At 34.4% G+C, this 26,250-nt stretch carries 24 protein-coding genes; 18 read left to right on the top strand and 6 right to left on the bottom strand.

Translation table 11 applies throughout. The features are described 5' to 3' along the window. Positions 1 to 311 precede the first annotated feature (311 nt). The 4 genes from purB to SVZ03_00385 all read right to left on the bottom strand — a co-directional run bounded on the left by purB (position 312) and on the right by SVZ03_00385 (position 4,223). Entirely contained in the window at positions 312 to 1,607 is a 1,296-nt protein-coding gene (gene purB, locus SVZ03_00400) for an adenylosuccinate lyase (GenBank protein MDY6932664.1), read from the bottom strand. Between the two features lie 124 nt (positions 1,608 to 1,731). Continuing rightward, entirely contained in the window at positions 1,732 to 2,484 is a 753-nt protein-coding gene (gene recO, locus SVZ03_00395) for a DNA repair protein RecO (GenBank protein MDY6932663.1), read from the bottom strand. A gap of 2 nt (positions 2,485 to 2,486) precedes the next feature. Continuing rightward, entirely contained in the window at positions 2,487 to 3,332 is an 846-nt protein-coding gene (locus SVZ03_00390) for a hemolysin family protein (protein MDY6932662.1), read from the bottom strand. A gap of 342 nt (positions 3,333 to 3,674) precedes the next feature. After that, positions 3,675 to 4,223 (bottom strand): hypothetical protein, encoded by a 549-nt coding sequence (locus tag SVZ03_00385; GenBank protein ID MDY6932661.1) that lies wholly within the window; start codon positions 4,221 to 4,223, stop codon positions 3,675 to 3,677. Positions 4,224 to 4,697: 474 nt separating this feature from the next. Here SVZ03_00385 and SVZ03_00380 point away from each other — a divergent pair, with 474 nt between their 5' ends. The 18 genes from SVZ03_00380 (at position 4,698) to SVZ03_00295 (ending at position 23,706) form a co-directional block, all read left to right on the top strand. After that, positions 4,698 to 5,492, top strand: coding sequence for a glycerophosphodiester phosphodiesterase (locus SVZ03_00380; GenBank protein MDY6932660.1), 795 nt, complete (start codon positions 4,698 to 4,700; stop codon positions 5,490 to 5,492). Between the two features lie 487 nt (positions 5,493 to 5,979). Beyond that, on the top strand, positions 5,980 to 6,513 hold the full coding sequence (locus SVZ03_00375) for a chemotaxis protein CheW (GenBank protein MDY6932659.1): 534 nt from the start codon (positions 5,980 to 5,982) through the stop codon (positions 6,511 to 6,513). 40 nt (positions 6,514 to 6,553) lie between these two features. Next, positions 6,554 to 9,775: a chemotaxis protein CheW gene (locus tag SVZ03_00370; protein MDY6932658.1), complete on the top strand. Its 3,222-nt coding sequence runs from the start codon at positions 6,554 to 6,556 to the stop codon at positions 9,773 to 9,775. A gap of 2 nt (positions 9,776 to 9,777) precedes the next feature. Continuing rightward, positions 9,778 to 10,842, top strand: coding sequence for a chemotaxis response regulator protein-glutamate methylesterase (locus SVZ03_00365; GenBank protein ID MDY6932657.1), 1,065 nt, complete (start codon positions 9,778 to 9,780; stop codon positions 10,840 to 10,842). Positions 10,843 to 11,123: 281 nt separating this feature from the next. Continuing rightward, positions 11,124 to 11,483 (top strand): response regulator, encoded by a 360-nt coding sequence (locus SVZ03_00360; GenBank protein ID MDY6932656.1) that lies wholly within the window; start codon positions 11,124 to 11,126, stop codon positions 11,481 to 11,483. 354 nt (positions 11,484 to 11,837) lie between these two features. Next, entirely contained in the window at positions 11,838 to 12,599 is a 762-nt protein-coding gene (locus tag SVZ03_00355; protein ID MDY6932655.1) for a segregation/condensation protein A, read from the top strand. Between the two features lie 315 nt (positions 12,600 to 12,914). Next, positions 12,915 to 13,433 carry an SMC-Scp complex subunit ScpB gene (gene scpB, locus SVZ03_00350; GenBank protein ID MDY6932654.1) on the top strand — a complete coding sequence of 173 codons (519 nt, stop codon included), beginning with the start codon at positions 12,915 to 12,917 and terminating at the stop codon, positions 13,431 to 13,433. Positions 13,434 to 13,436: 3 nt separating this feature from the next. Then, the gene (gene pheA / locus SVZ03_00345) at positions 13,437 to 14,489 is read left to right on the top strand and encodes a prephenate dehydratase (protein ID MDY6932653.1); all 1,053 of its coding nucleotides are present in this window, start codon (positions 13,437 to 13,439) and stop codon (positions 14,487 to 14,489) included. Between the two features lie 56 nt (positions 14,490 to 14,545). After that, positions 14,546 to 15,562 (top strand): 3-deoxy-7-phosphoheptulonate synthase, encoded by a 1,017-nt coding sequence (gene aroF / locus SVZ03_00340; protein MDY6932652.1) that lies wholly within the window; start codon positions 14,546 to 14,548, stop codon positions 15,560 to 15,562. 15 nt (positions 15,563 to 15,577) lie between these two features. Then, on the top strand, positions 15,578 to 16,252 hold the full coding sequence (gene cmk / locus SVZ03_00335) for a (d)CMP kinase (protein ID MDY6932651.1): 675 nt from the start codon (positions 15,578 to 15,580) through the stop codon (positions 16,250 to 16,252). 114 nt (positions 16,253 to 16,366) lie between these two features. Next, on the top strand, positions 16,367 to 18,040 hold the full coding sequence (locus SVZ03_00330; GenBank protein ID MDY6932650.1) for a S1 RNA-binding domain-containing protein: 1,674 nt from the start codon (positions 16,367 to 16,369) through the stop codon (positions 18,038 to 18,040). A 7-nt stretch (positions 18,041 to 18,047) separates the two neighbouring features. Beyond that, positions 18,048 to 18,764: a tetratricopeptide repeat protein gene (locus SVZ03_00325; protein ID MDY6932649.1), complete on the top strand. Its 717-nt coding sequence runs from the start codon at positions 18,048 to 18,050 to the stop codon at positions 18,762 to 18,764. Between the two features lie 79 nt (positions 18,765 to 18,843). Further along, positions 18,844 to 19,038 (top strand): 50S ribosomal protein L32, encoded by a 195-nt coding sequence (rpmF, locus tag SVZ03_00320; GenBank protein MDY6932648.1) that lies wholly within the window; start codon positions 18,844 to 18,846, stop codon positions 19,036 to 19,038. 301 nt (positions 19,039 to 19,339) lie between these two features. Then, positions 19,340 to 19,576, top strand: a complete 237-nt coding sequence (gene acpP, locus SVZ03_00315; protein ID MDY6932647.1) for an acyl carrier protein — start codon at positions 19,340 to 19,342, stop codon at positions 19,574 to 19,576. 294 nt (positions 19,577 to 19,870) lie between these two features. Continuing rightward, positions 19,871 to 20,617: a ribonuclease III gene (rnc, locus tag SVZ03_00310; protein MDY6932646.1), complete on the top strand. Its 747-nt coding sequence runs from the start codon at positions 19,871 to 19,873 to the stop codon at positions 20,615 to 20,617. Positions 20,618 to 20,943: 326 nt separating this feature from the next. Continuing rightward, positions 20,944 to 22,023 carry a 3-dehydroquinate synthase gene (gene aroB / locus SVZ03_00305; protein MDY6932645.1) on the top strand — a complete coding sequence of 360 codons (1,080 nt, stop codon included), beginning with the start codon at positions 20,944 to 20,946 and terminating at the stop codon, positions 22,021 to 22,023. A 325-nt stretch (positions 22,024 to 22,348) separates the two neighbouring features. Next, complete coding sequence (locus tag SVZ03_00300; protein ID MDY6932644.1) at positions 22,349 to 23,338, top strand: Gfo/Idh/MocA family oxidoreductase; 990 nt, start codon at positions 22,349 to 22,351, stop codon at positions 23,336 to 23,338. Between the two features lie 17 nt (positions 23,339 to 23,355). Then, positions 23,356 to 23,706 (top strand): STAS domain-containing protein, encoded by a 351-nt coding sequence (locus SVZ03_00295; protein ID MDY6932643.1) that lies wholly within the window; start codon positions 23,356 to 23,358, stop codon positions 23,704 to 23,706. A gap of 38 nt (positions 23,707 to 23,744) precedes the next feature. Here SVZ03_00295 and SVZ03_00290 read toward each other — a convergent pair whose 3' ends face one another. Together SVZ03_00290 and SVZ03_00285 are read right to left on the bottom strand one after the other, a co-directional pair. Beyond that, entirely contained in the window at positions 23,745 to 24,518 is a 774-nt protein-coding gene (locus tag SVZ03_00290; protein ID MDY6932642.1) for an ABC transporter ATP-binding protein, read from the bottom strand. 104 nt (positions 24,519 to 24,622) lie between these two features. Next, entirely contained in the window at positions 24,623 to 26,215 is a 1,593-nt protein-coding gene (locus tag SVZ03_00285; protein ID MDY6932641.1) for a tetratricopeptide repeat protein, read from the bottom strand. Between the last annotated feature and the right edge of the window lie 35 nt (positions 26,216 to 26,250).

The raw sequence follows: 26,250 nt of genomic DNA, 5'->3' as shown, positions 1-26,250 counted from the left end.
ATGTATATTTTCCTTTTATGAAAAATTTTTTACTTTTTTAAAAAGCGTATGTTATTTGAGCAAGAACAATTTAGACGCAATTTGAAAAATAGCAATCTTTGTAAGTTTTTAAAATAGTGGGTAAAGTGTCATAATCCCCACCCCTGATTGAGATTATGACACTTTTTTAGGGGTTAACAACTTTTCATGAAAATACGAATTAATGATAGGAATGTATCCTTAGCGGTTATTATAGATCAGGATGGTTATATATCTAAGCTTGATTATATCATGCTACTCTTTGGGTTTGATAACTGAGTTTAAACTTGCCTTTACTCCAATCCAACCCTTTTGAAAATATAATCGATGTTTGTTAAATACTTATCAATACTGAATATCTCACTAAATTCATCTTCTGATAGCTTCTGCATAATAGATTTTTCCCTTTTAGCGAGTTCTTGGAGATTATTTTCTCTGTCCCAGACTCTCATTGCAATGCGCTGCACCAGTTTATATGATTCTTCTCTGGTTAATCCATTTTCAACTAGTTTAAGTAGAAGGGATTGAGAAAAGAAGAGTCCACCAGTTCTATTTAGATTCTCCAGCATTGAATCTGGATAGACATGGAGATTCTTTATTATAAATATCATTCTATGAATTAGATAATCCAGGGCTATTGTGGAATCAGGCAAGATTACTCTCTCAGCAGATGAATGTGATATATCTCTTTCATGCCATAGTGTTATGTTATCTAATGCTACATTCATATTTGACTTTATTACCCGACATAAACCTGATACCCTCTCGCATAGAATCGGGTTTCTTTTGTGAGGCATTGCTGAAGAACCCTTCTGGCCCTTCTGAAATGGCTCTTCAACCTCTCTAACCTCAGTCTTTTGGAGGTGCCTTATCTCTGTAGCGAGTTTGTCCAGGCTGCCGGCAGCGATTGCAATTGCAGCCATAAACTCAGCGTGTCTGTCACGCTGTATTATTTGTGTAGAAACTGGAGCTGGTTTAAGACCGAATTTTTGACATACATAAGATTCAATTGGAGGGGGTATGTTGCTGAAGGTTCCAACTGCTCCTGATAATTTGCCTATGGAGATATTCTCTATTGATCTTAAAAGTCTTTCTCGGTTTCTTCTAAATTCATCAAAGTATAGTGCTATCTTTAAACCAAATGTGGTCGGCTCAGCATGAACGCCGTGTGATCTTCCTATACAGGGTGTGTTTTTGTAGGTGATTGCACAATTTTTTAGTTCTGTTATTAGGGCATCTATTCCCTTTAATATTATTTCCCCTGATTGTTTCAGCTGTATGGATAGGGCGGTGTCTCCAATATCGCTGGATGTTAAGCCGTAATGGATGTATCTGCTGGATGGCCCTACATTTTCTGCAACTGACGTCAGGAAGGCGATCACATCGTGATGAACCTCTGCTTCAATTTCAATTATTCTATTAACATTAAAGGCTGCTTTTTCTTTAATAGTGATGAGGTCTTCCTGAGGAATAATCCCAAGCTCAGCCCATGCTTCGCATGCGGCTATTTCAATATCGAGCCATATCCTGAATTTGTTTTCAAGCGACCATATTGTGGCAATCTCTTCTCTTGAATATCGTTCAATCATATACTTTATCTCCCCTTATTGATAATATTAATAAATATGCCTAAATATTAATGGTATGAATAGTAAATGTCATCAATGAATGAATTTTGTTATAATGGATTTATAAATAATATATCATCTAATGTTAGTAATGTTTTTGGAGGATAAAATTTTTTGATTTGATTTCAACATGAAAATAGCTTTCAATAAAAAGAATTAAATAAAATAACAGATTAAGTATATCTTCTACAGGGAATAGGGAATGATTTATGGAAACGTATTTCTGTAATAAAACCAGATCAATATATTCTTTTATTCTCATGTGAAAAAGCATTTTATTGTTTTTCATTGAATTAGAACAGTTCCTGCAAATGGGGTAAAAATCAGTGAGGTCTATAGCGAATTCATCATAATCATGTCTGTGGCACATTTTACATATATTAAGATCAGGCAGAATGCCATTAAGCCTTAAAATATGAAGAATGAAAAAAACAGAGAAGTGTTCAAGGTATTCTGTTTTTACAAGGTTATCTATTCCCGCCACAATCAGATCAAAGATAGACCTGTTTGGATCATTGTAAGCGGATGTCTTTTCTGCTGTTTCGAGCAGAAAATAGAGAACCACAATTTTTTTAAAATTGTTTCGAATGGCAAAGTATTGTTTGAAGATTTGAAATTCATTAACTAAATAGATATCCTTATCTTCATGGAAATAATATACTAACTTTGAGATTGTGCCTGGTTCTGCAACAGTTATGGGGCGCCTTTTGCTCTTTTTAATGCCTTTAAAAATAAAATTTCTCTTCCCATACTCTTTAGTATATATTCTGGCAATCTTATCAGCTTCGCCTAATGTGACGGACGACAATACAATCCCGGTAGTTTTTTGAATTTCCATAATCAATCTTGTTCTCTACCGGAAATTCTTATAAGAATTCGATCAATACGAGTGCCCTTTATATCGGATATCTTAAAGGATGTGTTCTCATACTTGACAGTTTCATTCTTTTGGGGGATCTTCCCAAATAGATCAAAAACGAATCCCCCGATTGTATCAAACTCATCCGTTGGTAGATATATTCCAGCTTCTTCATTAAAATCTGATATTGGCATTCTTGAATCTACTTTATAAATATTCTTGCCTATTTTCTGGGCAGAATGCAATTCATCATTTGCGCTATTATTGATTTCACCAACAATCTCTTCCAAGATATCCTCTAACGTTAATATACCGCTAAATCCCCCATATTCATCAACAACAATAGCAATATGCAGTTTGATTTTTTTAAACTCAAGAAGAAGATCGTCTAACGGTATTGTTTCTGGGATAAAGTGGGGTTTGTGAAGATTTTTCCTTAGCTGAAAGTTGCGAGGTTTGTCTATTAAAAATTTGAATATGTCTTTTAGATATAATATGCCAATGATATTGTCAATTGTGCCATCATATACAGGTATTCTTGTATGGTCTGTGTTGGTGACGAGTTTTAGAAGAGCTTTTAGTGTTGTCTTCGATGAAGTGCTGATCACATCCACTCTGGGAATCATTATCTCCCTGGCATTTTTATTAGGGAGTTCGATTATACTTTTTATTATCTCCTGTTGGGGTCTTTCTAATCTATCAAAGGCAATAGAATCAAAGAAGATGTCATCATCTCTTCCTTCTTCATCTTTGGGTTTAATGGGTTTTTGAAAAAATTTTTTTATTCCTGAAATACTCTTTTTATACCAGGATTCATCTGAAGTCATATTAATTGAATTGTCCAGCCTTTATGTGAAATAATTAGTTGCATATGAATTGAAAAGCCTATTGTCTAATTTTATTACTATCATTCATTGTGGTAAAATAACCTATCCTTGAATTCCCCTTTTGTCAATGGTACAGGGAGTTTTAGCGTAAATATTATGTAGTAGAGGGCGCAACCGTATAATTCCAAATTGCTCATAGAGATGAGCAAAAATAGACTATTTATAGAATATCAAGTATAAATTTATTTATTATAATATTTTTATAAGGAACAGATATGTCAGTTTATAATAATGATAGTTAATAATCCCTATAATCAATTTTGTCAATATTTTTATTAAAACCTATTTCTTCCATATGCTGAATTTTTTAATTGTCTCAAGAGCAAGTTTAGATGCTTCAAGAGCATCATTTTTTTCTATGTTACAGTCATTATAGAGTGTATCTGCAATGAATTTTCTCATTGCCACATAAACATCCTCTGTTGGGTGAAATACGAAAGAAAAATTTTCTCCATGAGTATCCGTAACACTAAAATAGGAATGAAGCATGGTCGGCTCTTTAGGTATCATGATCTTTTCCTGTTTCCTCCCAGAATAAATGTGTAACTCGTTGAATCGATAGGGTATAGATTTATCTTGATCCCTAAATGTTGGTTCTACAGATTTTTGTGGGTATGTAGGTGGCTCCACAAGGATGTGTGTTCTGTTCCCATCAGTATTGAATTGTAGGCCATCCTGATTTTTTAATATCTCCTTGACATTGACATATGCTGTTATCTCGTATCTGGCATAAATGGAATCTGGATCAAAATAGGCTGAGATAATAAATCCTCCCCTAGATGGAATGGATTCACTTAGATATGCTTTTAATAGTGATGTTGCTTTTGCCATAATTATTAATCCTTTAGGTTGTGATTATGCATAAAACTACCCCCATAAGGGTTCACATCTTTTCATGAGGACTGAGTTTAAGAGCATATTGATTTCAATATTAGAAATTGTTCATGGGTATTTATACCCTTTGAATATGGACAAATCCCATGAAACTACGTCCTTCTAAAGGTGTTGAAATTTGAATATGCTAAAACCGCCCTTGATTTATTTTCCTGCAAGTTAGTATATTTCATTACATTATAATAATATAATGTAATATTGTTATGAACCAGAAAAATAATTAGTATGCTATATTGACAATATCTGTTATGATTATAATGAATCGGTATGAAAAATCAACAAAAAATTATAAGAAATTATTGAATGTGTTTTGATGGATGTATATTAATGGAGATGAATCCTTATGCATCCTGATGAGTTCGGAGTAAGGATTAAACTCTTTTTATTAAACGTAAATTAAAGGAATACACTATGGCAAAACATTTTTTTGATAACGATACAAGGGTATTTGCACATAGAGGTGTGCCAATCGAATTTCCGGAAAATACTCTTCTCTCTTTTAAAAGGGCTGTAGAACTAGGGGTTGATGTGATTGAAACGGATATTCATTTTACTAAGGATAAGGGATTTATTGTTATTCATGATGAAAGTCTTGAAAGGTTAACAGAAGGTGTTGGAAATGTAAGGGATTATTCAATAAAAGAACTAAAGCAGTTTGATGCGGGATTTCGATTTACAAAAGATAATGGCAAAACCTATCCATTTAAGGGGAAAAATATAAAATTGCTATCCCTTGAAGAAATGCTGAATGAATTCCCTAATCAAAGATTTAATATTGACCTTAAGGAAAAAAATCAAGAACAGATCGGATATTATGCGGATATTATCAAAAGGCATAATGCACAGAATAGGGTGTTGACAGCATCAGAGCATAGCGTTAATTTGAAGGGCATTAGGAAATTGTTTCCAGATATGGCAACTTCCTTCAGCTTATGGGAAGCGTTGGGATTCTATACGCTGTATAAAACAGGATTCATGTTTCTCACTTCTCATTTTAATGGTGATGCCTTACAGATACCAGAGCATTTCGGGCCAATCAGGATTGTTACAAAATCATTCGTAAAACATGCTCATAATAAGGGAATCCAAGTGCATGTGTGGACTATAAATAATAGAGACGATATCATACGGTTGTTTAATCTGGGGGTTGATGGAATAATCTCAGATGATCCAATTCTATTAAAACAAATAGCAAATGATAATTGATCTATAGCGTATTTGCGATAAAGATTATGAATCAAACATCATCTTCACAATCCTGATCAATAAAAATAGATAAAGAAGTTACATGCTACTTTCACTTAATGTTGATTATTATCTAAAAATGCTTGAAATGGGAGATAATATGCTATAACATTATTATCGCTAGTAATTTTAGTATGAAAATATATTTACCTCTTTATCTTATAGATATTTAGGGTTATCCTGTCGTGTTATGTGAGTTTCTAAATTACTCTAAAAAATAATATTTATTCAGGTATTTATTAAATGCCTTTTTTTGTTGTAATTATTGATGAAATCATTCGCTGCGTTTGAGGGGGGGCATAGGGGTTGTCATGAATTCATTCCTACGAATGAGTATTAAGTGATTATAGCTCTTAGTCTTGTAGTTGGTTAGTTCCTTTGTCATATATAAAAAGATATAATCGATTATAAGACATAGCGAAATGTTTAATAAATTAGGTTGATCCATATGAGTATATCTAAAGTAGAAAATGATAAGACCGGCATAATTGAGAAAGGCGATAACGAGGAAGATTTAGAGTCATTAGTTGATGAGAACGTAATTCAACTTGTTACATTTTTATTGTTAGATGAAATAGAATATGGAATTGATATACTTTCAGTACATGAGATATTGAAAATAGCAGATATCACAAGACTACCGAATGTTCCATCCTTTATTAGAGGGGTTATTAATTTAAGGGGTCATGTGATCCCTGTTGTTGATGTGCGGGAGCGATTTGGCTTTGAGAAGGGTGAGATTACAGACTCAACGAGAATAATTGTAGTTGAGACAAATGATAAACTTGTGGGTCTCATTGTAGATGTAGTTCTTCATGTGGTAAGACTTCCGCAAAATAATGTTGATCAGCCTAATGAACTAATTGAGGGCGTTTCGGAGGAGTTTATCAGTGGAGTTGGAAGGGTTGAAGATAGATTGATTGTAATCTTGAGTTTAGATAATATGCTATTCGAGGAATCGAAGCCAAGAGAGGATCAATGATGATTACATATAACGATGAAAGGATGATAAGTGACAAACAATGACATTTAGCATTGGTGAATATCAGGAATTATTTTTGGAAGAGGCAGATGAACAGCTTCAGGAGCTAAATCAAAATCTTTTAGAACTCGAAAAAAATCCTAATAATAGTGATACTATTAATAACATATTTAGAACAGCCCATTCTCTAAAAAGCTCCGCAGCTTTCGTAGGTTTGTGTGATCTTAGCGATCTTGCACATAAAATGGAAAACCTCCTGCAGGGCATTCGGGATGGGACAATGAAGATTCGTCCTGATATTGTTGACGTTTTATTTAAGTGTTTTGATGTTATAAACTCAATAATCTCTTCAGTTGCTGCTGGTGAAGAACCTAATCAGAACTTGAAGGAGATTATGGATCGGATTCAAGAGGTTGCTGAAGGGACCGGGGATACTACCTATGAAAGGCGAGAAGTAATATCAGAAAAAAAGGAGGAACTCGAAACTAATTTAACTCCTGATGAGAGAAAGCTTATACATAAAGGATTGAGGTCTGGGAGATCATGCTCTGAGATAGCAATCTATATAAATCCCTCCGCTCCAATGAAATGGGTAAAATCACAACTCATTATAAATAATCTACAACAGATTAGCGATATAATGAAGACTATGCCTTCAGAGGACGAATTAAATGATGAATGGAACAATAATGTCTTTAGGGTTATTCTGTTAACTGATCAATCTGTAGAAGAGTTGAGAAGGGCATGTGAACTGGATCTTATAAGCCGGATTGATATGAGGAAGATTAGTCTTATAAAAAAGAATGAAAAGATGGCATTAAGATTTCATGGGAATGAAACACTTGTTGAGGAGACTGAAAAAGGGGAAGGTGAGGATTCTTTAGATCCTCTTGGAGAGGATAAGACGAATATTGGCAAAGAAGAGATTATTGATGAAGAAGATGAAAAAATTGAACAAACTGCTAAGACTGGGGATAAAAGGGTGCCCGGGATAAAAATAGTGAAGGTTTCGGTAGATAAACTAGATATGCTGTTAAATAATGTAGGTGAACTTGTAATATCAAATTCCGGATTTCATAAACTTTATGAGGAGATGAAGGATGTTCAAATAAGTAAGACGCTCATAAGTGAGTTTAAGAATCGAATGGATCAGATGTCCCGAATTGCAAAGGACCTTCAGAGCGGAATAATGAAAACTCGTATGCTCCCTATTGGTCAAATTTTCGTTAGGTTTAAGCGATTGGTTAGAGATCTTTCAAAGGAGTTTAATAAATTGGTAAAGTTGGATCTTAAGGGAGAGGATACAGAGCTAGACAAAAAGGTGATTGATGCAATTGGTGAACCCCTGATGCATTTAATGAGAAATGCGATTGATCATGGAGTGGAATCGCCAGAGGAAAGGAGAAAATTGGGAAAATCAGAAGAGGCTACAATAACCCTTAGTGCTTACCAGCGAGGAAATCAGATTATAGTTGAGGTAAGTGATGACGGACGGGGTTTAAATATAGAGAAGATCAAGAGCAAGGCTTTAGAGAAAGGAATTACAACCAATGAGATTTTGGCTAACATGGATAATGATGATATCTATGATTTTATTTTTTCTCCAGGTTTTTCCACTTCTGATGTTGTCACTGATATATCAGGCCGTGGAGTAGGCATGAATGTTGTGCGAGAGATCGTTAATGAATTGAGTGGAAATGTTAGAATTGAAACTGAGGTTGGAATGGGGACAAAATTTATTCTTACCTTTCCACTAACGCTCGCCATTACACCTGCAATTATGGTTACAGTAAAAGATGAGGTGTACGCTATTCCCTTGCCCGATGTAGTTGAAACAATAAAAATATTTTATTCAGATATTACTACAATTGAGGGATATGAGGTAATAAATCTCCGAGGTGAAATATTATCATTAATAAGGCTTAGTGACTTTGTTGGGATAGAGAGGGATCTTGATACTGATAAGAGGATTTCTGTTGTTGTTGTTGGATATGGTAATCGAAAAATTGGAGTGATTGTTGATTCCTTAGAAGGAAAGCAGGAAATTGTTATCAAATCAATTGAAGAGAATTATACCTATATTGAGGGCCTTTCGGGTGTTTCAATTCTTGGAGACGGGAGCATATGCTTAATCCTTGATGTCCAATCTATGATAAGCAATGTTATTTCTAATGAGGAGAGGTTGTCCAAGCAGAGAGTAATTGAGAAGGAGGATTTTGAAGTTGAACAAGTTTTAGAAATTCCTAAGGTAGAAGGTGATGGGGATTTGGATAAGGGACTTGTTGGATCGGAAAAAATAGAAGATGAGAGGGTGATGCTCTTTGATTCCCAGACAATAGGGGAAGAGAAGACTGGCTCTGATCAAAGAGATATTGGAATTGTTGAAGAACAAGAAAGCGATCCTGAGGAGAAAACGGAAGATGCTTTATCTGAGAAAGAGAGAATGCCAACAATCAGGGAGGAGGGTGAGTTAGAAATTCATAAGTCTCAGGTTATTGAGGATGGTGATGGAGCCTTAGATGATTCCATAGTTATTGAGGTCGAGGATGAAGATATTCAGAAAAGGGTACAAGAGGCATTGATCGATTTTAAGGAGGAGTTGCAGACAAATATTGAGCGTACTTTGGATGATGATAGATTGAATGAAGATATAATGAATTCGCTTCAGATAGATAAAAGGGATATACAGAAAATTCAAATAGTCGCAAATATTGGTATAACAAATGCGGCTGAATCACTCTCCAGTATACTAAATAAAAAAATTGCCCTTTCGATTCCGGAAGTGAAAATTATTCCGTTGAATAATATGCCCTCAATAATTGGTGAGATTGATAGCGTCTATATTGGTGTTTATTTCATTCTTGTTGGAGACATTAAAGGGGCTATACTTTTTCTTTTGAGTGAAGATATTGGGTTTGAGTTAATTGATATGCTCTATGGCACTGAAAGTGGTAAAACCAAAGAATTGGATGAGGATGGAGGATCAGCATTAAAGGAGTTAACTAATATAGTTGGATGTTCAATATTAAATGTATTATCTGACAAAACAGGATTAGCGATTAGACCATCCGTTCCTAGTGTGGTACATGATTTTATTCAATCTACAATGAATTCAATACTTGTGGAGAATAAGATATCAGGAGATTATTCATTGTTGATGGATACGGAATTTTATTTTGATGATGATGACAGTGTTTTAGGCAAGATGTTAGTGTTCATGGATACAGAAGCTCTGAAAAAGATTATTGAAGATATGAGGTAACAATGCCTAATAAAATCAAGGTGCTTGTTGTTGAAGATTCCCCGCTTGTAAGAAAGATAATCAGTGATATTCTGGAAAGTGATCCGGATATAGAGGTTGTAGGCACTGTCAATAATGGGAAAACTGCTATCTATAGGAATAATGAACTCAATCCAGATGTTATAACGATGGATATTGAGATGCCTATTATGGATGGGCTTGAGTCTTTGCGTAACATTATCAGGACAAATCCAAAACCTGTTATCATGATGAGCGTTTTAACCCAGCATGGCGCGGAAGCAACCTTTAAAGCCCTTGAGTATGGGGCTGTGGATTTTATTCCTAAGCCATCTAGTAATGTTTCATTGTCTACTAGAGAAATATCTAATCTTTTAATAGAAAAAGTAAAATCTGTTTATGGATGTAAGGTTACAGTTCCTCATGAAGAGGTCAAGTCGATAAGTGAAGGGGATAGGAAGGGTAAGAATGTTAAGTTAAGGGAAGAGTCTATCAAGGATGACACAAAGAAGATAGTTGGAATAGGCACTTCAACAGGCGGTCCTGCTGCATTGTTGAAGATATTCAAAGATATCCCCAATGGATTTCCATCGCCAGTATTAGTTGTGCAGCATATGCCCGAGGGGTTTACAAATGCCTTTGCTGAAAGACTAAATAAGAGTTCGTCGCTTAACGTGAAAGAAGCTGAAGATGGTGACAAAATACTACCTGCTTCTGGTTATATAGCTCCGGGACACTCACACATGGTGCTTGAGAATCACAGAAGTGGAAATATAATAAGGCTTTATAAAGGTGAGAAGATATCGGGCCATATGCCATCAATTGATGTTCTCTTTAATTCAATGGCTGAAACATGTGAAAGCAATGCTTTATGTGTTATTATGACAGGAATGGGTAGGGATGGAGCGGATGGTATTTCACACGTTAAAGAAAAGGGTGGCTATACTATTGCTCAGGATGAAAAGACTTCGGTTGTTTATGGTATGAATAGGGTTGCTGTTCAGATGGGATCGATTGATGAAGTCGTTTCTTTATCAGAAATACCTAAAAAAATAGTTGAACAACTGTAAACCATGTGATATCTTTATTTACTGGTGAAGATTGAGCATTTTGATTTCAAATAGAATAGATCTAAGTTTTTGATCTGATTGTAAGGGTTGGAAGGATTAACGACTATATATATACATTTAAAGAAAGTCTTTAATTTATTTTAGGTGTCATAATTATTTTAATGAACGTGATGCAATTAAGGCGTATGATTTTACTGCATCAGAGTAATACATGTATGTATAAACTAAGATTCATGTGACTTGTATCTGAGAATGCATATAATTTTTTATGGAGATAGGTTATGGCAAAAATATTAATTGTAGATGACGCTAAGTTCATGAGAACTCTTGTAAAAGATGCACTTGTACCCAAAGGGCATGAAATAGTAGGAGAGGCTGAAAATGGGAATGAAGCAGTGTCGCTCTATAAGAGGATAAAACCAGATTTGGTTACCATGGACATTACAATGCGGGAGAAGGATGGCATAGAAGCTGCTGAGGATATTTTAACCATGGACCCCTCGGCGAAGATAATAATGGTAACAGCTCTTGGTCAGGAGAATCTTTTGACTAAGGCCATTAAGCTTGGAGTAAAGGATTTTGTTGTAAAACCATTCCCTCCGGAAAGACTTCAAAAAGCTGCTGAAAAGGCTCTCTCTTGATAAAAGTGAAAATAGAGTAACATTATCGAATAAAGTAAATAAAGAAGGATAGATATTTGAATAGAAGCAAGGCATTCTGATTTGTTGGAGAAAACTAATGAAGATGAGAGCCTTTAATAATTAGACATGTATTTTCAACTCAGCTTTTATCCAGTATTCCACGAGCTATCCTTACCCTACATAGCGAAGAATATTATTAAGTACAATCCTATCCTATCATATGGGGATTTCGAGAAATTATATAGGCAGATTTTTTAGGGTTTACACTATTAAGTTAAACGCTATTGTTGTATCTTGATAAAAAGATAAAAATTAGTTATAGACTTTATAATATCATTGATTCAATAAAGGAATATGCAAAGAGTATTAGACAAAAATTTGAATGATCAGGATACCAATAAATATATTTTGCACATAGATAATTTTGAAGGACCTCTTGATCTTCTGTGGAGTTTAATTAGAAAAGCCAAGATCGATATAACTCAGATATACATCTCCCAGATAACTGATCAATATTTGGATTATTTGCGTTTGATGAAAGAGATGGATATGCAGATAGCCTCTGAATTCATTTTAATGGCCTCAGAGTTGCTTTATTTTAAATCAAAGTCGCTTTTGCCTGGCGAAGAGATCGAAGATGAGTTTTTTACTCTTCCTATTGATCATGAGCTAATACAGAAATTGTTGGAATACAGGAAATTTCAACTAGCTTCTGTAAATCTTTTAGAGAATATTGAGAGACAAGCTGATTTTTTTACAAGAGACACGATTCATACTGAAATAGTGAATGAGGAGGAATTTGTTGAGGTTTCCGTTATTGATCTTATGAATGCCTTTGTGAAATTGCTGAATACAGATGGAGAAGATGATAATGATGAAATTATTTTAGACGAGATTCATGTTAGTGATATTATCATTCATATTTTGAATCTATTAAGGGTGAAGGATCAAATTATATTTACTGACATATTCTCTAATAACTCCCACAGAGTAGAGATTATTGCATCTTTTTTGGCTATATTAGAAATGAATAAAATGAGCAAAATAAGATTGATGCAGAGTGTGGTTTTTGGGAATATATGGATATTTCGAGTTGATAATGTTTCTTATCAATAAATGAAAATAATATGAGGAAAAAGTTTTTTTCTTCTATGATATAATTAAATTGTTCTGCTCAATGAAATTATTCAGATCATATAATGAATAAGGGCTTTAATAAATAAGTATATTTACCAGATCGATATTTTGACAAAGGGAATGAGAGAAATGGAAAGGATAAATGATGGAGCAACTTCCATCGTAATTGCCGATAATTCAATAGATGATTGTAATGTTATTGAGCTAAGAGATGTTCAATCAAGGAAAGGCAGAGACGTTGATGATGATTGTACTGATCGAAAGTGTGAAAGGAGAAGGGAGAAAAGGGGTCTAATCGAGGCATTACTATTTATATCGAGTGATCCATTAACAGTGCCTTTTTTTGTTAGAAATATAGGCCTTGATTCTAAAAGCATAAAGGAGATATTAAAATCATTGGTTGAAGAATATGAAGAAAGGGATGGTGGAATAAAACTAGCTGAAATATCTGGTGGATTCCAGTTTGTAACTGATAGAAAATATGCAGATGAAATAAGGGAGGTAATGGGACTAAAGAAAAAGATGAGCCTCTCAAAGGGTATGCTTGAGACCCTTGCCATAATAGCCTATAAACAACCTATAGTATTGGCTGATATTGATGAATTGAGGGGTGTATCCTCCAGGATTATGATAGCTAAATTAATAGAAAAAAGATTGATAAAACCAGCTGGGCGTAAAAATCTGCCTGGAAGACCGCTAATATATTCCACCACTGATGATTTTTTAAGGCTTCTAGGTTTAAATGATCTTACTGACTTGCCTAAGTTGTCAGAAATAAAGGAATTATCTTTGGAATTTGAAGATGAGGGATAGCACATGAATAAAAGCATAGAGGATCTTGATAAGGAGATTATTGCCTTATTCTCAGAAAGAACGAGATTGTATATTGAAGTGAAAAAAAAGCATTTGCATGATTCTGGGTGTGCTTTTTCCGCAGAAGATATCGCTATAACCTCAAGGTTGATTGAGACATATAACAAAGGGCCTGTCACCAATGCTATTCTCAAAAAAATGTATAAAGAATTGATTTCCTGTTCTCAATCATTAGTACAACCAATAAAGGTAGCCTATCTTGGGCCTGTTGGCACATTTTGTCATATTGCCCTTGTAGAAATATTTGGTGAGTCAATTATATCAGTGTCACAAAACACCATCTCTGATGTTTTTCATGAGGTTGAGATGGGAAGAGTATCCTTTGGTGTTGTGCCTGTTGAAAATAGTACAGAGGGAGCTGTAACCTATACCCTTGATGAGCTTTTAGATACAGATCTTAAGATAGTATCTGAAAAATTTTTGAGAATCTCCTATAGCTTGCTCTCCTTATGCGAGGAGCTTAAAGGTGTAAAGAAACTCTATTCTCACCCTCAACCCATTGCTCAGTGTAAGGGTTGGATTAGAAGGAATCTTCCAAATGCTGAGATTCATTATATTGATTCAACGGCTCAAGCAGCTGAAATTGCGACTTGGGATAAGTATTCAGCTGCAATCGCATCTGAGACTTCCGCTGTTATCTATTCCTTAAGGACTTTGGCTACTAATATTGAGGATTCAAGGCATAATTATACAAGGTTTCTTGTCATTGGTCAGATGGACAATCCACCAACTGGTAGGGATAAAACTTCCATCGTTTGTGCTCTGAAAGGGAAGGATAAATCTGGAACTCTATATAGTTTATTAAAGCCATTCAGTGATGCTGGTGTAAACATGACAAAAATTGAATCTAGGCCAAATAAGAAAAAGAAATGGGAATATAATTTTTTCATTGACTTCAATGGTCACCAGGATGATAGAGTCGTTAAAATTGCTCTTGATGAGATGCGTGAGGAAACGCAATTTTTAAAGATTCTTGGTTCCTATCCAGCAGAATGAAGAATTATTTAGGTGTGAGATATCAGGAAGGATTTAATCGTTGTTGAGGATGAAAAATGCTCATTGTGTTGAAGCCGGGTATAAGCCAGGAAGAGGTTGATCATATTGTTGAAAAAATAAAATCATTGAATATACAACCGCATGTTTCTCGCGGTGAACATAGAACAATTATTACCACCATTGGCGATGAGGATGTTATAAGAGAGCAACCTCTTGAGGCTCTTGCCGGTGTGGAATCTGTCAAACCTATTCTACGACCCTTTAAGTTGGTTAGCAAAGAGACTCATCCAGAAAGAACTGTAATTGATATTGGTGGTGTTGAAATCGGTGGAAAGAGGATTGTTGTCATTGCTGGTCCCTGTTCTGTTGAGGGAGAAAAAGAGGTTGTTGATCATGCAAAGATGGTTAAGCGGGCAGGCGCAGACCTCTTTAGGGCTGGGGCATTCAAGCCCAGAACCTCGCCCTATTCATTCCAGGGTTTCGGAGGGGATGGGCTTAAGTTCCTTGCTGAAGCGAGGGCGGTTACAGGTTTAGGTATAGTAACTGAGGTTATGGATCCTAGAGATGTTTCTCTAGTAGCAGAGTATGCTGACATTCTGCAAGTGGGGACGAGAAATATGCAGAATTATAATCTCCTTAAAGAGGTAGGAAAGATAAATAAGCCTGTATTGCTCAAAAGAGGGATGAACGCAACCATAACAGAGTTTTTAATGTCTGCTGAGTATATATTATCGCAGGGTAATAAGGAGGTAATGCTCTGTCCACGCGGCATCAGGACCTTTGAGGATATAACACGAAATACCCTTGATGTTGGGGCGGTGCCTGTAGTCAAGGATATGAGTCATTTGCCAATAATCTGTGATCCAAGCCATGCCATGGGATTGAAGGATTATGTGCCCGCTGCAGCAATGGCCTATATAGCCGCAGGGGCTGATGGTATAATGGTAGAGGCTCATCCTAATCCAGAGGATGCGTTGTCCGATGGACAGCAAACCATAGATTTTAATACCCTTGAAGGCTTGATATCGAAACTACATAAATTATCAGGAGTCATTGGGCGAGAGGTGTACTGATGATGAAAATGGATTATGACGATAGATAGTAGAATAGTAATTGCCTTGGATGGCCCTGCAGGTGCAGGAAAGAGTAGCGTCTCCAGGGAGGTTGCAAGGAGGCTGGGATTAAAATACATCGATTCAGGAGCGATTTATAGGACGATTACACTATTTCTATTGAGAAAATATGATAAAATTGAAGTTGGCAGAGATTACCTTAACAGCTTAAAAGAATTATCAATTAGCCAAACCTTCAATAATGATGGAACCTCATCAACCTTTCTAAATGGGGTGGACGTTTCTGGAGATATAAGGGATGAAATAATAATTAATAACATTGGAATTGTCTCAGATGATATAAGGATTAGAGGTTATGTTAATGATCTTTTAAGAGAATGGTCAATGGGTGATTCAATAATAATGGAGGGAAGGGACATTGGAACCGTGGTTTTCCCTAAAGCAGATGTAAAGATCTATCTTGACGCATCTGTAGATGTGAGGGCATGTCGAAGAACTGAAGAGTTTAAAGGAAAGGGAAAAACAGTTGACGCGGAGGATATTAAAAACCAGATTGTGCTGAGAGATGCTGAGGATTCAGGGAGACCCTTCGGATCGTTGATGAAGGCTGATGATTCATTTTATCTCGATACATCTAATATGAACAAGGAGGAGGTAATTCAGAGAATTATCGCAATAATCTCCTCATAGATGTTTTGTTTTGCTTGAGAGCAAGCAGTTATGTAGATTCATCCAAAATATGAGTTAAGATGATAATGTGTTTTCAGGATGAAAAAATCCGAAATGAATATAGAGTGATAGGTTATGGAAGAGTTAAATGAGAATTCAGAAGAAAGCATAGACATGCAAGAGGTTACTGATACAGCCTTTGGTGTGGTTCCCTTAGGGAAGGTAATTCAGGGAGAGGTTGTTACAGTTGACGATGAATTTGTCTATGTGAATGTTGGTACAAAATCTGACGGTAGGGTGAGTATAGATGAATTTGATATAAATCCTGAAATAGGCAGTGTTGTTGAAGTGATGCTCGTCAATAGGAGAATGATTGATGGAATGTATGTCTTTTCAAAACGGATAGCTGAAGAAGAGAAGAGATGGCTTAAGTTTATAGAAACTCATAAGGATAAATCTGAAAATATATTAGGCACAATAAAAAATTCTGTTAACAAGGGTATTCTGGTTGACTGTGGTGGGGTGAATGCTTTTTTACCATTTTCTCATACAGCAAATATCAGAGTAGGCAAAACAAATGTAGACAATGCTCCTATTTGGTTTAAGATTAAGGGTATTGATGAGGAGAGGAAGACTGTTATAATTTCAAGAAAGGAATATCTTGAAGAGGAAAGAGAGAGGCAGTGGAATAATTTTGTCTCAAAATACAGTCTTGGGGATAGGGTGATGGGAAGGGTCGCAAGATTTGTCGAGTCAGGTGCAATCATAGATATAGAGGGTTTAAAGGCATATGTGAATAAAAATGATATGTCATGGAGAAAGGTCTTTAAGCAAAAAAAAATATTAACCATTGGAGAGGAGAGAGAATTCGTATTATTAAATTATAACAGAGAAGAGGGTAAGATATCACTAGGAATAAAACAGCTTATAGAGGATCCATGGCTTCGAATAGATGAGAAGTATCATGTTGATGATGTTGTATCGGGTAGGGTAGTCACATTAACTGATTCTGGGGTTTATATTGAAATTGAAGAGGGAATTGAAGGATTTTTAAATTCATACAATATATCCTGGACTAAGAGGAATGTTAATTCAAGAGATGTCTTCCATAAGGGTGAGCTTATAGATGTAAAGGTCCTTGATATCAACAAGGAGGAAGGAAGAATATCATTGGGCTATAAGCAGCTTCATCCAAATCCATGGGATACCATCGAGGAAAGTTTTGGAATTGATTCTGTTCATCGTAGAAAAATTAAAAAAATTGTGAGTTTTGGAATGTTCGTTGAATTGATGGAGGGTATAGATGGCTTGATTCACATCTCCGATGTCAGTTGGGATGGAAACTCCCAGAACTCGCTAGGATCCTATAAAATTGGAAATGAGGTTGAATTTAAGATTCTAGATATTAAATCGGAAGATATGAAGATATCCTGTGGCATTAAGCAGCTTACAAAGTCTCCCTGGGAGGTTATAAAAGAAAAATATCCTGCTGGAAGTGTTGTCGCAGGGATTATTTCTGGGATTGTTCCCTTTGGTTTATTTATTAAAATAAATGATGATGTTGAGGGATTGGTTCATATTTCTGAGGTTAGTCATAGGAGAGTAGATAATTTAGCAGAGCAATACAAGATTAGTCAACAGGTTAGCGCAATTATTCTTGGAATTGATGTCGAGAAGAAAAGACTTTCTTTGAGCATAAAGGAATATAATCAAATTATGGAAGAGGATGAGGTTAATAAAATATTAAGTGATACTAGTCCCAAAAGAGTCACTATTGGGGATATTATTAAAATGAAGAATGAGGTATAGGATACAATTGGATAAAAGTGGTATACAAATAAATAGGAATATTATTGAAAGATCCTTGATGATTATTAAGGAATATATTAAGCGAAATAAGAAAATTATTCTATATACTTTATCAATAGGGGTGTTAATTGTAATAATCATTATTACAGGAGTGGTATACTATAGGAGTGAAGAGAATAGGGAAATTGTTGAATTTGAAAAAATTATCGAGGAGTACAGAAATTCATATTCTAACGAAAAGAGTATTGATGAGAGTATTGAAATTCAGAGATTTCAGGAGACAATTGATAAACTCAAAAAACTGATTGATTCATCCTATTGGGGGTATGTTAATGAAAATGGATATTATGTAATCGCGGATCTTTATGAATCTCAGAAAATGTTTAGGGATGCGAAGGAATATTTCTTGAAATTTGTAGAGGAATCCCCTTCGTCCTTTTTCGCTCCATTTGCGCTTAGAAAAGCTGGAAATGTATGTGAGCATTTGGGTGAACTTGAAGAAGCATTTCAAATATATCAAAGGTTGGAGAGGGAGTATTCCAATAGTATGATAGCTGATGGAATTTACTTTGATATGGGACGAATATATCAGAAGAAAGGGAATACTATTAAGGCGAGGGAGTATTACAATAGGTTAATCTCTCAATATCCTTTCTCTCTTTTTACAAATAAAGCAAAGAATAGATTATTTCTACTTGAATATCTTACAACAAAGGATAAATAGGCAAATCGAGAGTCTGGGTAAAATGTGAAGATAGATATCCCAGCTTCTAAAGTTGGAATAAAAACATTGGAGTTTAGTTGTGGCTGTACCAAAAAGAAGAAAATCAAAATCGAAATCAAGAATGAGAAGGTCTCATGATTCACTAGGTGTTAAAAATTTAAGGCCTTGCCCAAAATGTGGCGTTTACACCCTTCCTCATAGGGTTTGTTCAGAATGTGGTCATTATAAAGGGCAGTTGGTCATTGAGCCGAAAGTAAGATTAAAGGAAAAATAATAGGGGTTTCATTTTTATTTTATTAGTATGTTTTCGTTGATTTGTTTACTATAAAATTATTAAATGATTAATAACAAATAGAGAATTGGCAGATTATTTTTTCAGCTTTGTTTTTAGATATAATATTTGATAATCAAATATTATATCATGACATGAAATTAATAGACTTATATCGTTATAGATTTATTACGATAATAATTCTATAAAATTTTTTGTAAAGTGTGCCATATCTTTTCTTTTCCAATGTTAATATAAATATTCCCAACATAAGTATTTTCATTATAAGGAGGATAACAATCAAATGGCAGTTGATTTTGAAAAAGTAAAGATGATAATAGTTGATCAGCTTGGAATCGATGAATCTGAGATAACCCCCAATGCTTCTTTTGTAGATGATCTTGGAGCGGATTCTTTAGATACAGTCGAGCTAGTAATGGCTCTTGAGGAAGAGTTTGATATTGAGATACCGGATGAAGATGCGGAAAGCATCGTAACAGTAGATGATGTAGTTAAATACATTGAATCTAAATTGAAATAATTACGAACAATTAGTAAACGATAAAATCAATCTGTCTATCTATTGAGATAATTGATTTGATTAAAAGGATTTCGATTAGTAAAAGCGCAATTGGTGTAATTCCAAGGCTATAGTAATCACAATAATTGATAATGCCTTTGTAGGCTTTCTTAATACAATATTGCTTAACACATTTTGCTATATACGTCTTAAATTGGCTGGAGTCAGTATTATTGAAATAAATTATATACTGAAATCATGATAATTAGTAAATCTATATTAAATTGACAGACTGAATAACAATAACATATATATATGGAAAATAAAAAGGAAGGACGAAAACAGAGAAGAAAGAAGAGAGATAGACAATTAAATAAACTCCAGGATGTTATTAAGGTTAAGTTCAGAGATAAGAGTTTATTGAATAGAGCGCTAACTCATCGTTCCTATGTGAATGAAGCTGGATTTGATATGAAGGATAATGAGAAGCTGGAGTATTTAGGGGATTCGGTTTTAGCGCTAGTCGTCAATGAATATCTCTTTAAGCGGTATGAGGATTATTTAGAAGGCGATTTGGCCAAGATAAAGTCAGCGGTAGTCTCTGAAGCGACTCTAGCCAAGGTCGCATCAGAAGTTAAACTTGGATATTTTATACTAATCAGCAAAGGTGAGGAGAGGAGCGGAGGAAGGGATAGACCTTCAATTTTAGCTAATACTCTTGAGGCAATAATAGGCGCAATTTATCTTGATTCTGGTCTTAAGGAGAGTAAAAAATTTGTACTTGCTCTACTTAAAAGAGATATTGAAAGAATCGATAATTTATCATATTTAAGAGATCCCAAGACAACCTTACAGGAATTTGTTCAGAAGAGATATAAGGAGAGGCCTTCATACGTTGTGATAAAGGAGAATGGTCCGGATCATAAAAAGGAATTTACGGTTAAACTAGTGATTCATGGCAGAGATATGTCAATTGGAGTTGGAAGCAGCAAGGGTAAGGCGGAATTGGAAGCTGCAAAGAAGGTATTAGGAGAGCTTGAAGAAGGGATTATTTCTATTTAACTGAGGTTGATTGATGCATAAGAGCATGTATCTGATGATCACAATATAAATTATATGCCACTTATTTCCCATCCAAGAATCGAATATAATCGATTATATCTGAAATAATTTACTCAATATACAAAGAGATTATGAGTTACTTCTTAAAAACTTAGAGTATAATAAGCTATATTTAGTATTGTTATTAATCTCTTATAATATGTTTATACATAAAATTTTCAACTGTGACCAGAGTAATATCAAGAGTCTGTTTTAGTGAAGATAGAAATAAATTATTAATGAATTTTTTTCTTCAGCAATAGAAGATAAAGGAATATTATAATAAAATGAATGATAATAGAATTGTTCATGTTAAGACGAAGAGTAAATGTTATGATATTATAATAGGAGATTATATATTACCTCAAATTGAAATAAAGCGTGAGCTTTTGTCGAAGGAGAGATTCGCTTTGATAATTAGTTCAAAGGTATTTAATTTATATCAAGATTACATTGAGAATTCCCTTAAGAGATATGATAATTATGATATACTTCTAATGGAGGATGGTGAAGAGAATAAAAGTTATAAGAATTCTGAAAAATATTTATATCAACTTTTAGGGAAGGGATATAATAGGAAATCAGTTATAATTGGCATTGGGGGAGGGGCTGTTGGAGATTTTTCAGGATTTATAGCTGCTGTATATATGCGGGGCATACCAATTATACATGTTCCTACCACTCTGCTGGCAATGGTTGATGCAAGTATAGGGGGTAAGGTTGCTGTAAATATTTCCTCTGGGAAGAATATTATTGGAGCTTTTTATCAACCAGAGTTAGTGATTTCTGATGTTAGTTTTTTGAAGACACTACCAGAGAATGAGTTAAAAAATGGTTTAGTCGAGATATTGAAGCATGCGCTTCTTGGAGAAAGTAGATTGCTTTCTATCTTGCTTGAAAACGATTTGGATTCAATTAAAAGAATTGATTGTATTCAGGAGCTTGTATTTTTGTCTGCAGCATTTAAATCGGAAATAGTAGAGAAGGATGAAAGGGAGGGAAACCTACGAGCAATCTTAAACTTAGGTCATACTATTGGACATGCAATTGAGTCATTGATGGAGTACCGGGGGATATCTCATGGTGAAGCAGTGGCTATTGGATTGAATATTGAGATGAAGATATCTATAGATTATGGATGGCTTTCAAATGATGAAATAGAAGTAGTCAATAATATTATGGATCGGTATCGTCTGTTAGAAAAGAGATATAATCTATGTGCAGATGATATTGTAAGGCATATGAAGTATGATAAGAAGAATGAAGAAGGTAAGTTTAATTTTGTACTCTTAAAGGGATTAGGGAAACCGGTTTATAATCAAAATATTGAAGAGGATATTATTAGGAAAGTTATTGAGAAATTCTGAGTAAAATTTTAATAATCTTAACAGTGTTTACTTTACTCTTACTTTTATTTGAAAAGATAACAATATTTATCAATCCCTATTTGATATCCCGTTCAATGCTTTTTAAGCAATTATTTTATTCAATATCTGATGTTTCTGATTTTGCAAAAGATTGGAGGGTAAGCATGAGTATTGGTTTGTAACAATCCAAAATAGTTGGTTTTTCGATTTTTTTTATTGAAATTTTAATAATTATCATATAAAAAATATTCAGGCATAAGCAAGCTTATTATTCATTAGATAAAATCAATTCATAGCCATTTTGTTATAATGGGAGTATATAAATATGAGAAGACTACGAGTTGGGATTATAGGTGTGGGTCATATGGGGCAGTATCATGTTACTGTTGCAAACACTCTCAAGGGACAATTTATTCTATCTGGAATTTATGACACAAATGCAGAGAGGGCAAGGGAGATATCACAAAAATATGAGACAAAAAATTATGATAATATTATGGATATGATGAATGATGTGGATTCAGTCATAATAGCTGTTCCAACCTATCTTCATTATAAATATGCTTCCTTAGCTCTTGATAATGATGTTCATGTTCTCGTTGAAAAGCCTGTTACCGAGAATGTGGAGCAGGCGAAGGAGCTTGCAAATAATGCAAAGAGGAAGGGATTGATCTTTCAGGCTGGACATGTTGAAAGATTCAATGGAGCGGTGCAGGAACTTTATAAAATTGTAACTAATCCGTTGATTATTGAATCCAGACGTTTAACACCCTTTACTGAGAGGATTCGGGATGTTGGTGTTGTGCTTGATCTGATGATTCATGATATTGATATAGTAATGAATATTGTCAATTCCCCCTTAGTCTCGGTAAAGGCTACCGGTGGCTCTGTTTTTACTGCCTTTGAGGACTATGCTACTGCTCTTCTGCAGTTTGAGAATGGTTGTGTGGCCACTGTGACTGCTTCAAGGGTAACACAGCGTAAGGTAAGAACTTTAGCAGTAAGCCAGGAGAAATCATATATCTTTCTTGATTATGCTACTCAGGATATCCATATTCATAGACAATCATCCCAAGCATACCTGTTGACAAAGGAAGAGATTAAGTATAGTCAAGAATCATTTGTGGAAGAGCTTTTTGTTCATAAGGAGAATCCATTAAAGCAGGAATTAGAGCATTTTTATGACTCAATTAAAAAGAATGTTAATCCAATAAACTCTAATGAGGATGATATAAAAATTTTAGAATTAGCATTGGAGATAGAGGATATGGTTAGAAGTCAAATTCAGAGAGAGGAACTCATGGCTATGAATTAACATAAAGGGTGTTGATATTGAAAGATGGATTAAACTATTCAATAATGGATCAGGAAGGGAATAAGATTGTCAAACTAAATGGACACATTTCAAATGTTACAAAAGGGGAATTTGAACAACTATTATATGAGCTTATCCAAAAAAATAATGTAATAATTAATATGGAAGAAGTAAACATACTTACCTCCTCGGGATTAAATTCCTTGATAAATATATGTTCAGACGCTCGTAGTAGAAACAAAAGGGTTGTGCTTTTGAGATTACAGGATGACATAATAAAGATGATGAAGGTAATGGATGTTTGTGACCACTTTATTTTTGTCGAGAGTATTGAGGAGGGGCAGATGAAGATAAGACATTACACTTAAATGTAATTTATTTTGGTAAGTACAAGGGATGCTTATTATCAATTCACAGGGAAGAGTTGAATATCCGGTTTCCCATTATACATGTTTCTTGAAAAGATCACCTCTAAATTAAAATACCTCTTTATCAACTCACCATCAATAGCGTCTGGCCTTGTCTCCAATACAAGGTGGCCATCCTGAAGAATAATGATTCGGTCTACAGTCTGTATTATAAAATTAATGTCATTGGATGCAATTATCAGTATTTTATCGCCATCAATAACATATTTGGATATGGCCTTTTGAAGCAATGATATTGAGCGAATATCCAAATCACATGTGGGATTGTCAATAATAAGCGTAGCAGCATCTCTGATAAACGAGGAAGCAAGAAGAGTACGTTTAATAATACCATCTGAGAGTGTGCATATCTTTTTTTCTTTAAATCTGTCGAGTTCAAATAGATTCAGATACTCTTCCGTAAGTTGAAGATCGAGTTCGGTAAGGGGATTTAAGAATTTTTTAAATGGTTTTCGTGCTTCAAGAAGGGAATCATATAGAGTATATTCATCATTTGAGGGGATGCTATTCAAAAGGGATGATATCAGCAGTTGATGATGCCCTTTTGTTAAGGATAGTAAATTATTATTCTTAATAATTACATCTCCTTTATAATCCTTAATCACTCCGGCAAGGATTTGTAATAATGCTGTTTTACCAGCACCTGCCTCGCCAATAATACCAATCACATCGCCTTCATTAAATGATAGATTGATGTTTTGTAAAATCTCTGTCTTATTACGAGTTAAAGATAGATCTCTTATCTCAATCATTGAGCATACAGTTATGATGATTTATTCTATTTTCATGCTTATAGGGGAATTATTATTTAAAAATTAATGCTAATGAGAGAATTCAACAGTATCATTATATCTGCTTATTCTGTAATATGCAAGTCTTCTTCAGTATCAACCATTTCCTCTTTTGTCTTTACTTCATTATCATCTATTGTGTCTTCTTTATCTGTATCTATCTCATCATCGTTCACGATTTCCTTCTCATCCTTTTGGATCTCTTCGTCCTCTAAGATGATTTGATCTTTATCCTCGTCTACCTGAGCGTTGCTCTCATTCATAGTATTCTGTCTTATTATTCTGTTTTTTTCTTTTTCAATATTTAATGCAAGCTCCTTGAGAATCTGATCATTCTTAGCCCTATTGAAGTAGTCATCATAGTATGATAGACTCCATAAAATATCCCTGGCCTTGTCAATCATTTCACTTAGAGTATAAGCCTTACATAGGGTATACCTATCATCATTGGTCAAGTTTATCTTCTCAAAGTATTCTATTGACTTGTCATAACTTGAAAGGTTGTAATATGTCTTAGCAGAGATTAGAATAATATCGTAATCTTTGAAATTATCAGGAAGAAACTCAATGATTTCTGATGCTCTCGAATATCTTGCATTGTTAAAATAGTATTTAATAAGAATAATAAAGGCCTTATAGTACTTATTTGGTATTTCACTATTCGATGAATAGACCTTATTGAATAATCTATCAAAAAGTGCTATATATTTAGTATCTTGCTTTTTGTAGTATATACTTCCAATTTGAAAGATAATTTCAGCATTAACCGGATGAATCATCTCTGCTTTATTCAGGGTTTTTAAAGCATCATCATAATTAGCCTCCTTGATATATATTGCTGATAATAGCAATAGAGGCTCAATAGACTTCTTATCAAATTCAAGTATCTTCTCTATATCTACCTTTGCCTTATCATAATTTAAGGTATTATAATATGAGGTGCCTCTTTTTAATCGTAGGGCAAACTTGGCCTTTTTGTCAAGAAACCCATAGACTAGTGCTTTATCAAAGTGAGGTATTGAATTGGTGAAAAGTTGTCTATTAAAATAGATATTCCCCAATAAAAGGTGTATTTCTCCATAAAAGGGGATCTTTTCTGCTATTGACATAAGATAATTAATCGAATAATCGATTTTGCCTTCTTTATAATATTGTAATCCAATCTCAAACTTTGGGGCCATAAAAGAGGAGTCCAATTCTATTGCCTCAAAGAAGGCGCTTTTGGCTTCATCAATTTTAGTTTTTCTTTTTAGAATAATTCCCTGTTGATATAAGTCTATGGCATCTTGGTTATCAGTCCATAAAAGTTTGTTAATAAGCGACTCTACCTTTTTTTTAGCCCCATCATCCCCTGTTCTTTCCCATAGTTCCTGACAAAGCTGCACCATCTCCTTATAGGATCTGTCCTGCTCCTTGATTACAATCAGGTTCCAATATGCTAATTGAAGATATTTTTTAGATATCCTTTTGGTAATTGCTGCCCTGAAGTATTCTTCTGATTTTTTAAAGTTCCCCTCAACTTTTTCAATTTCACCCAAAAAATAATAGGCATTGCCGTTTTCGTATTTTTTAGCTGATTGAAGGAATTTTTCCTTTGCTATATCGTATTTTTTTTGAATATATAACTTACATCCCTCTTCAAAATATCCAGAATACAAGTGGTCAATTGATGTGATTAGGAATAGAATAATAT

The sequence above is a fragment of the Spirochaetota bacterium genome (assembly GCA_034190085.1).
Lineage (GTDB): Bacteria > Spirochaetota > UBA4802 > UBA4802 > JAFGDQ01 > JAXHTS01.
Note: the sequence above shows the minus strand (reverse complement) of the source record. Positions and strands in the feature narration are given on the sequence as shown.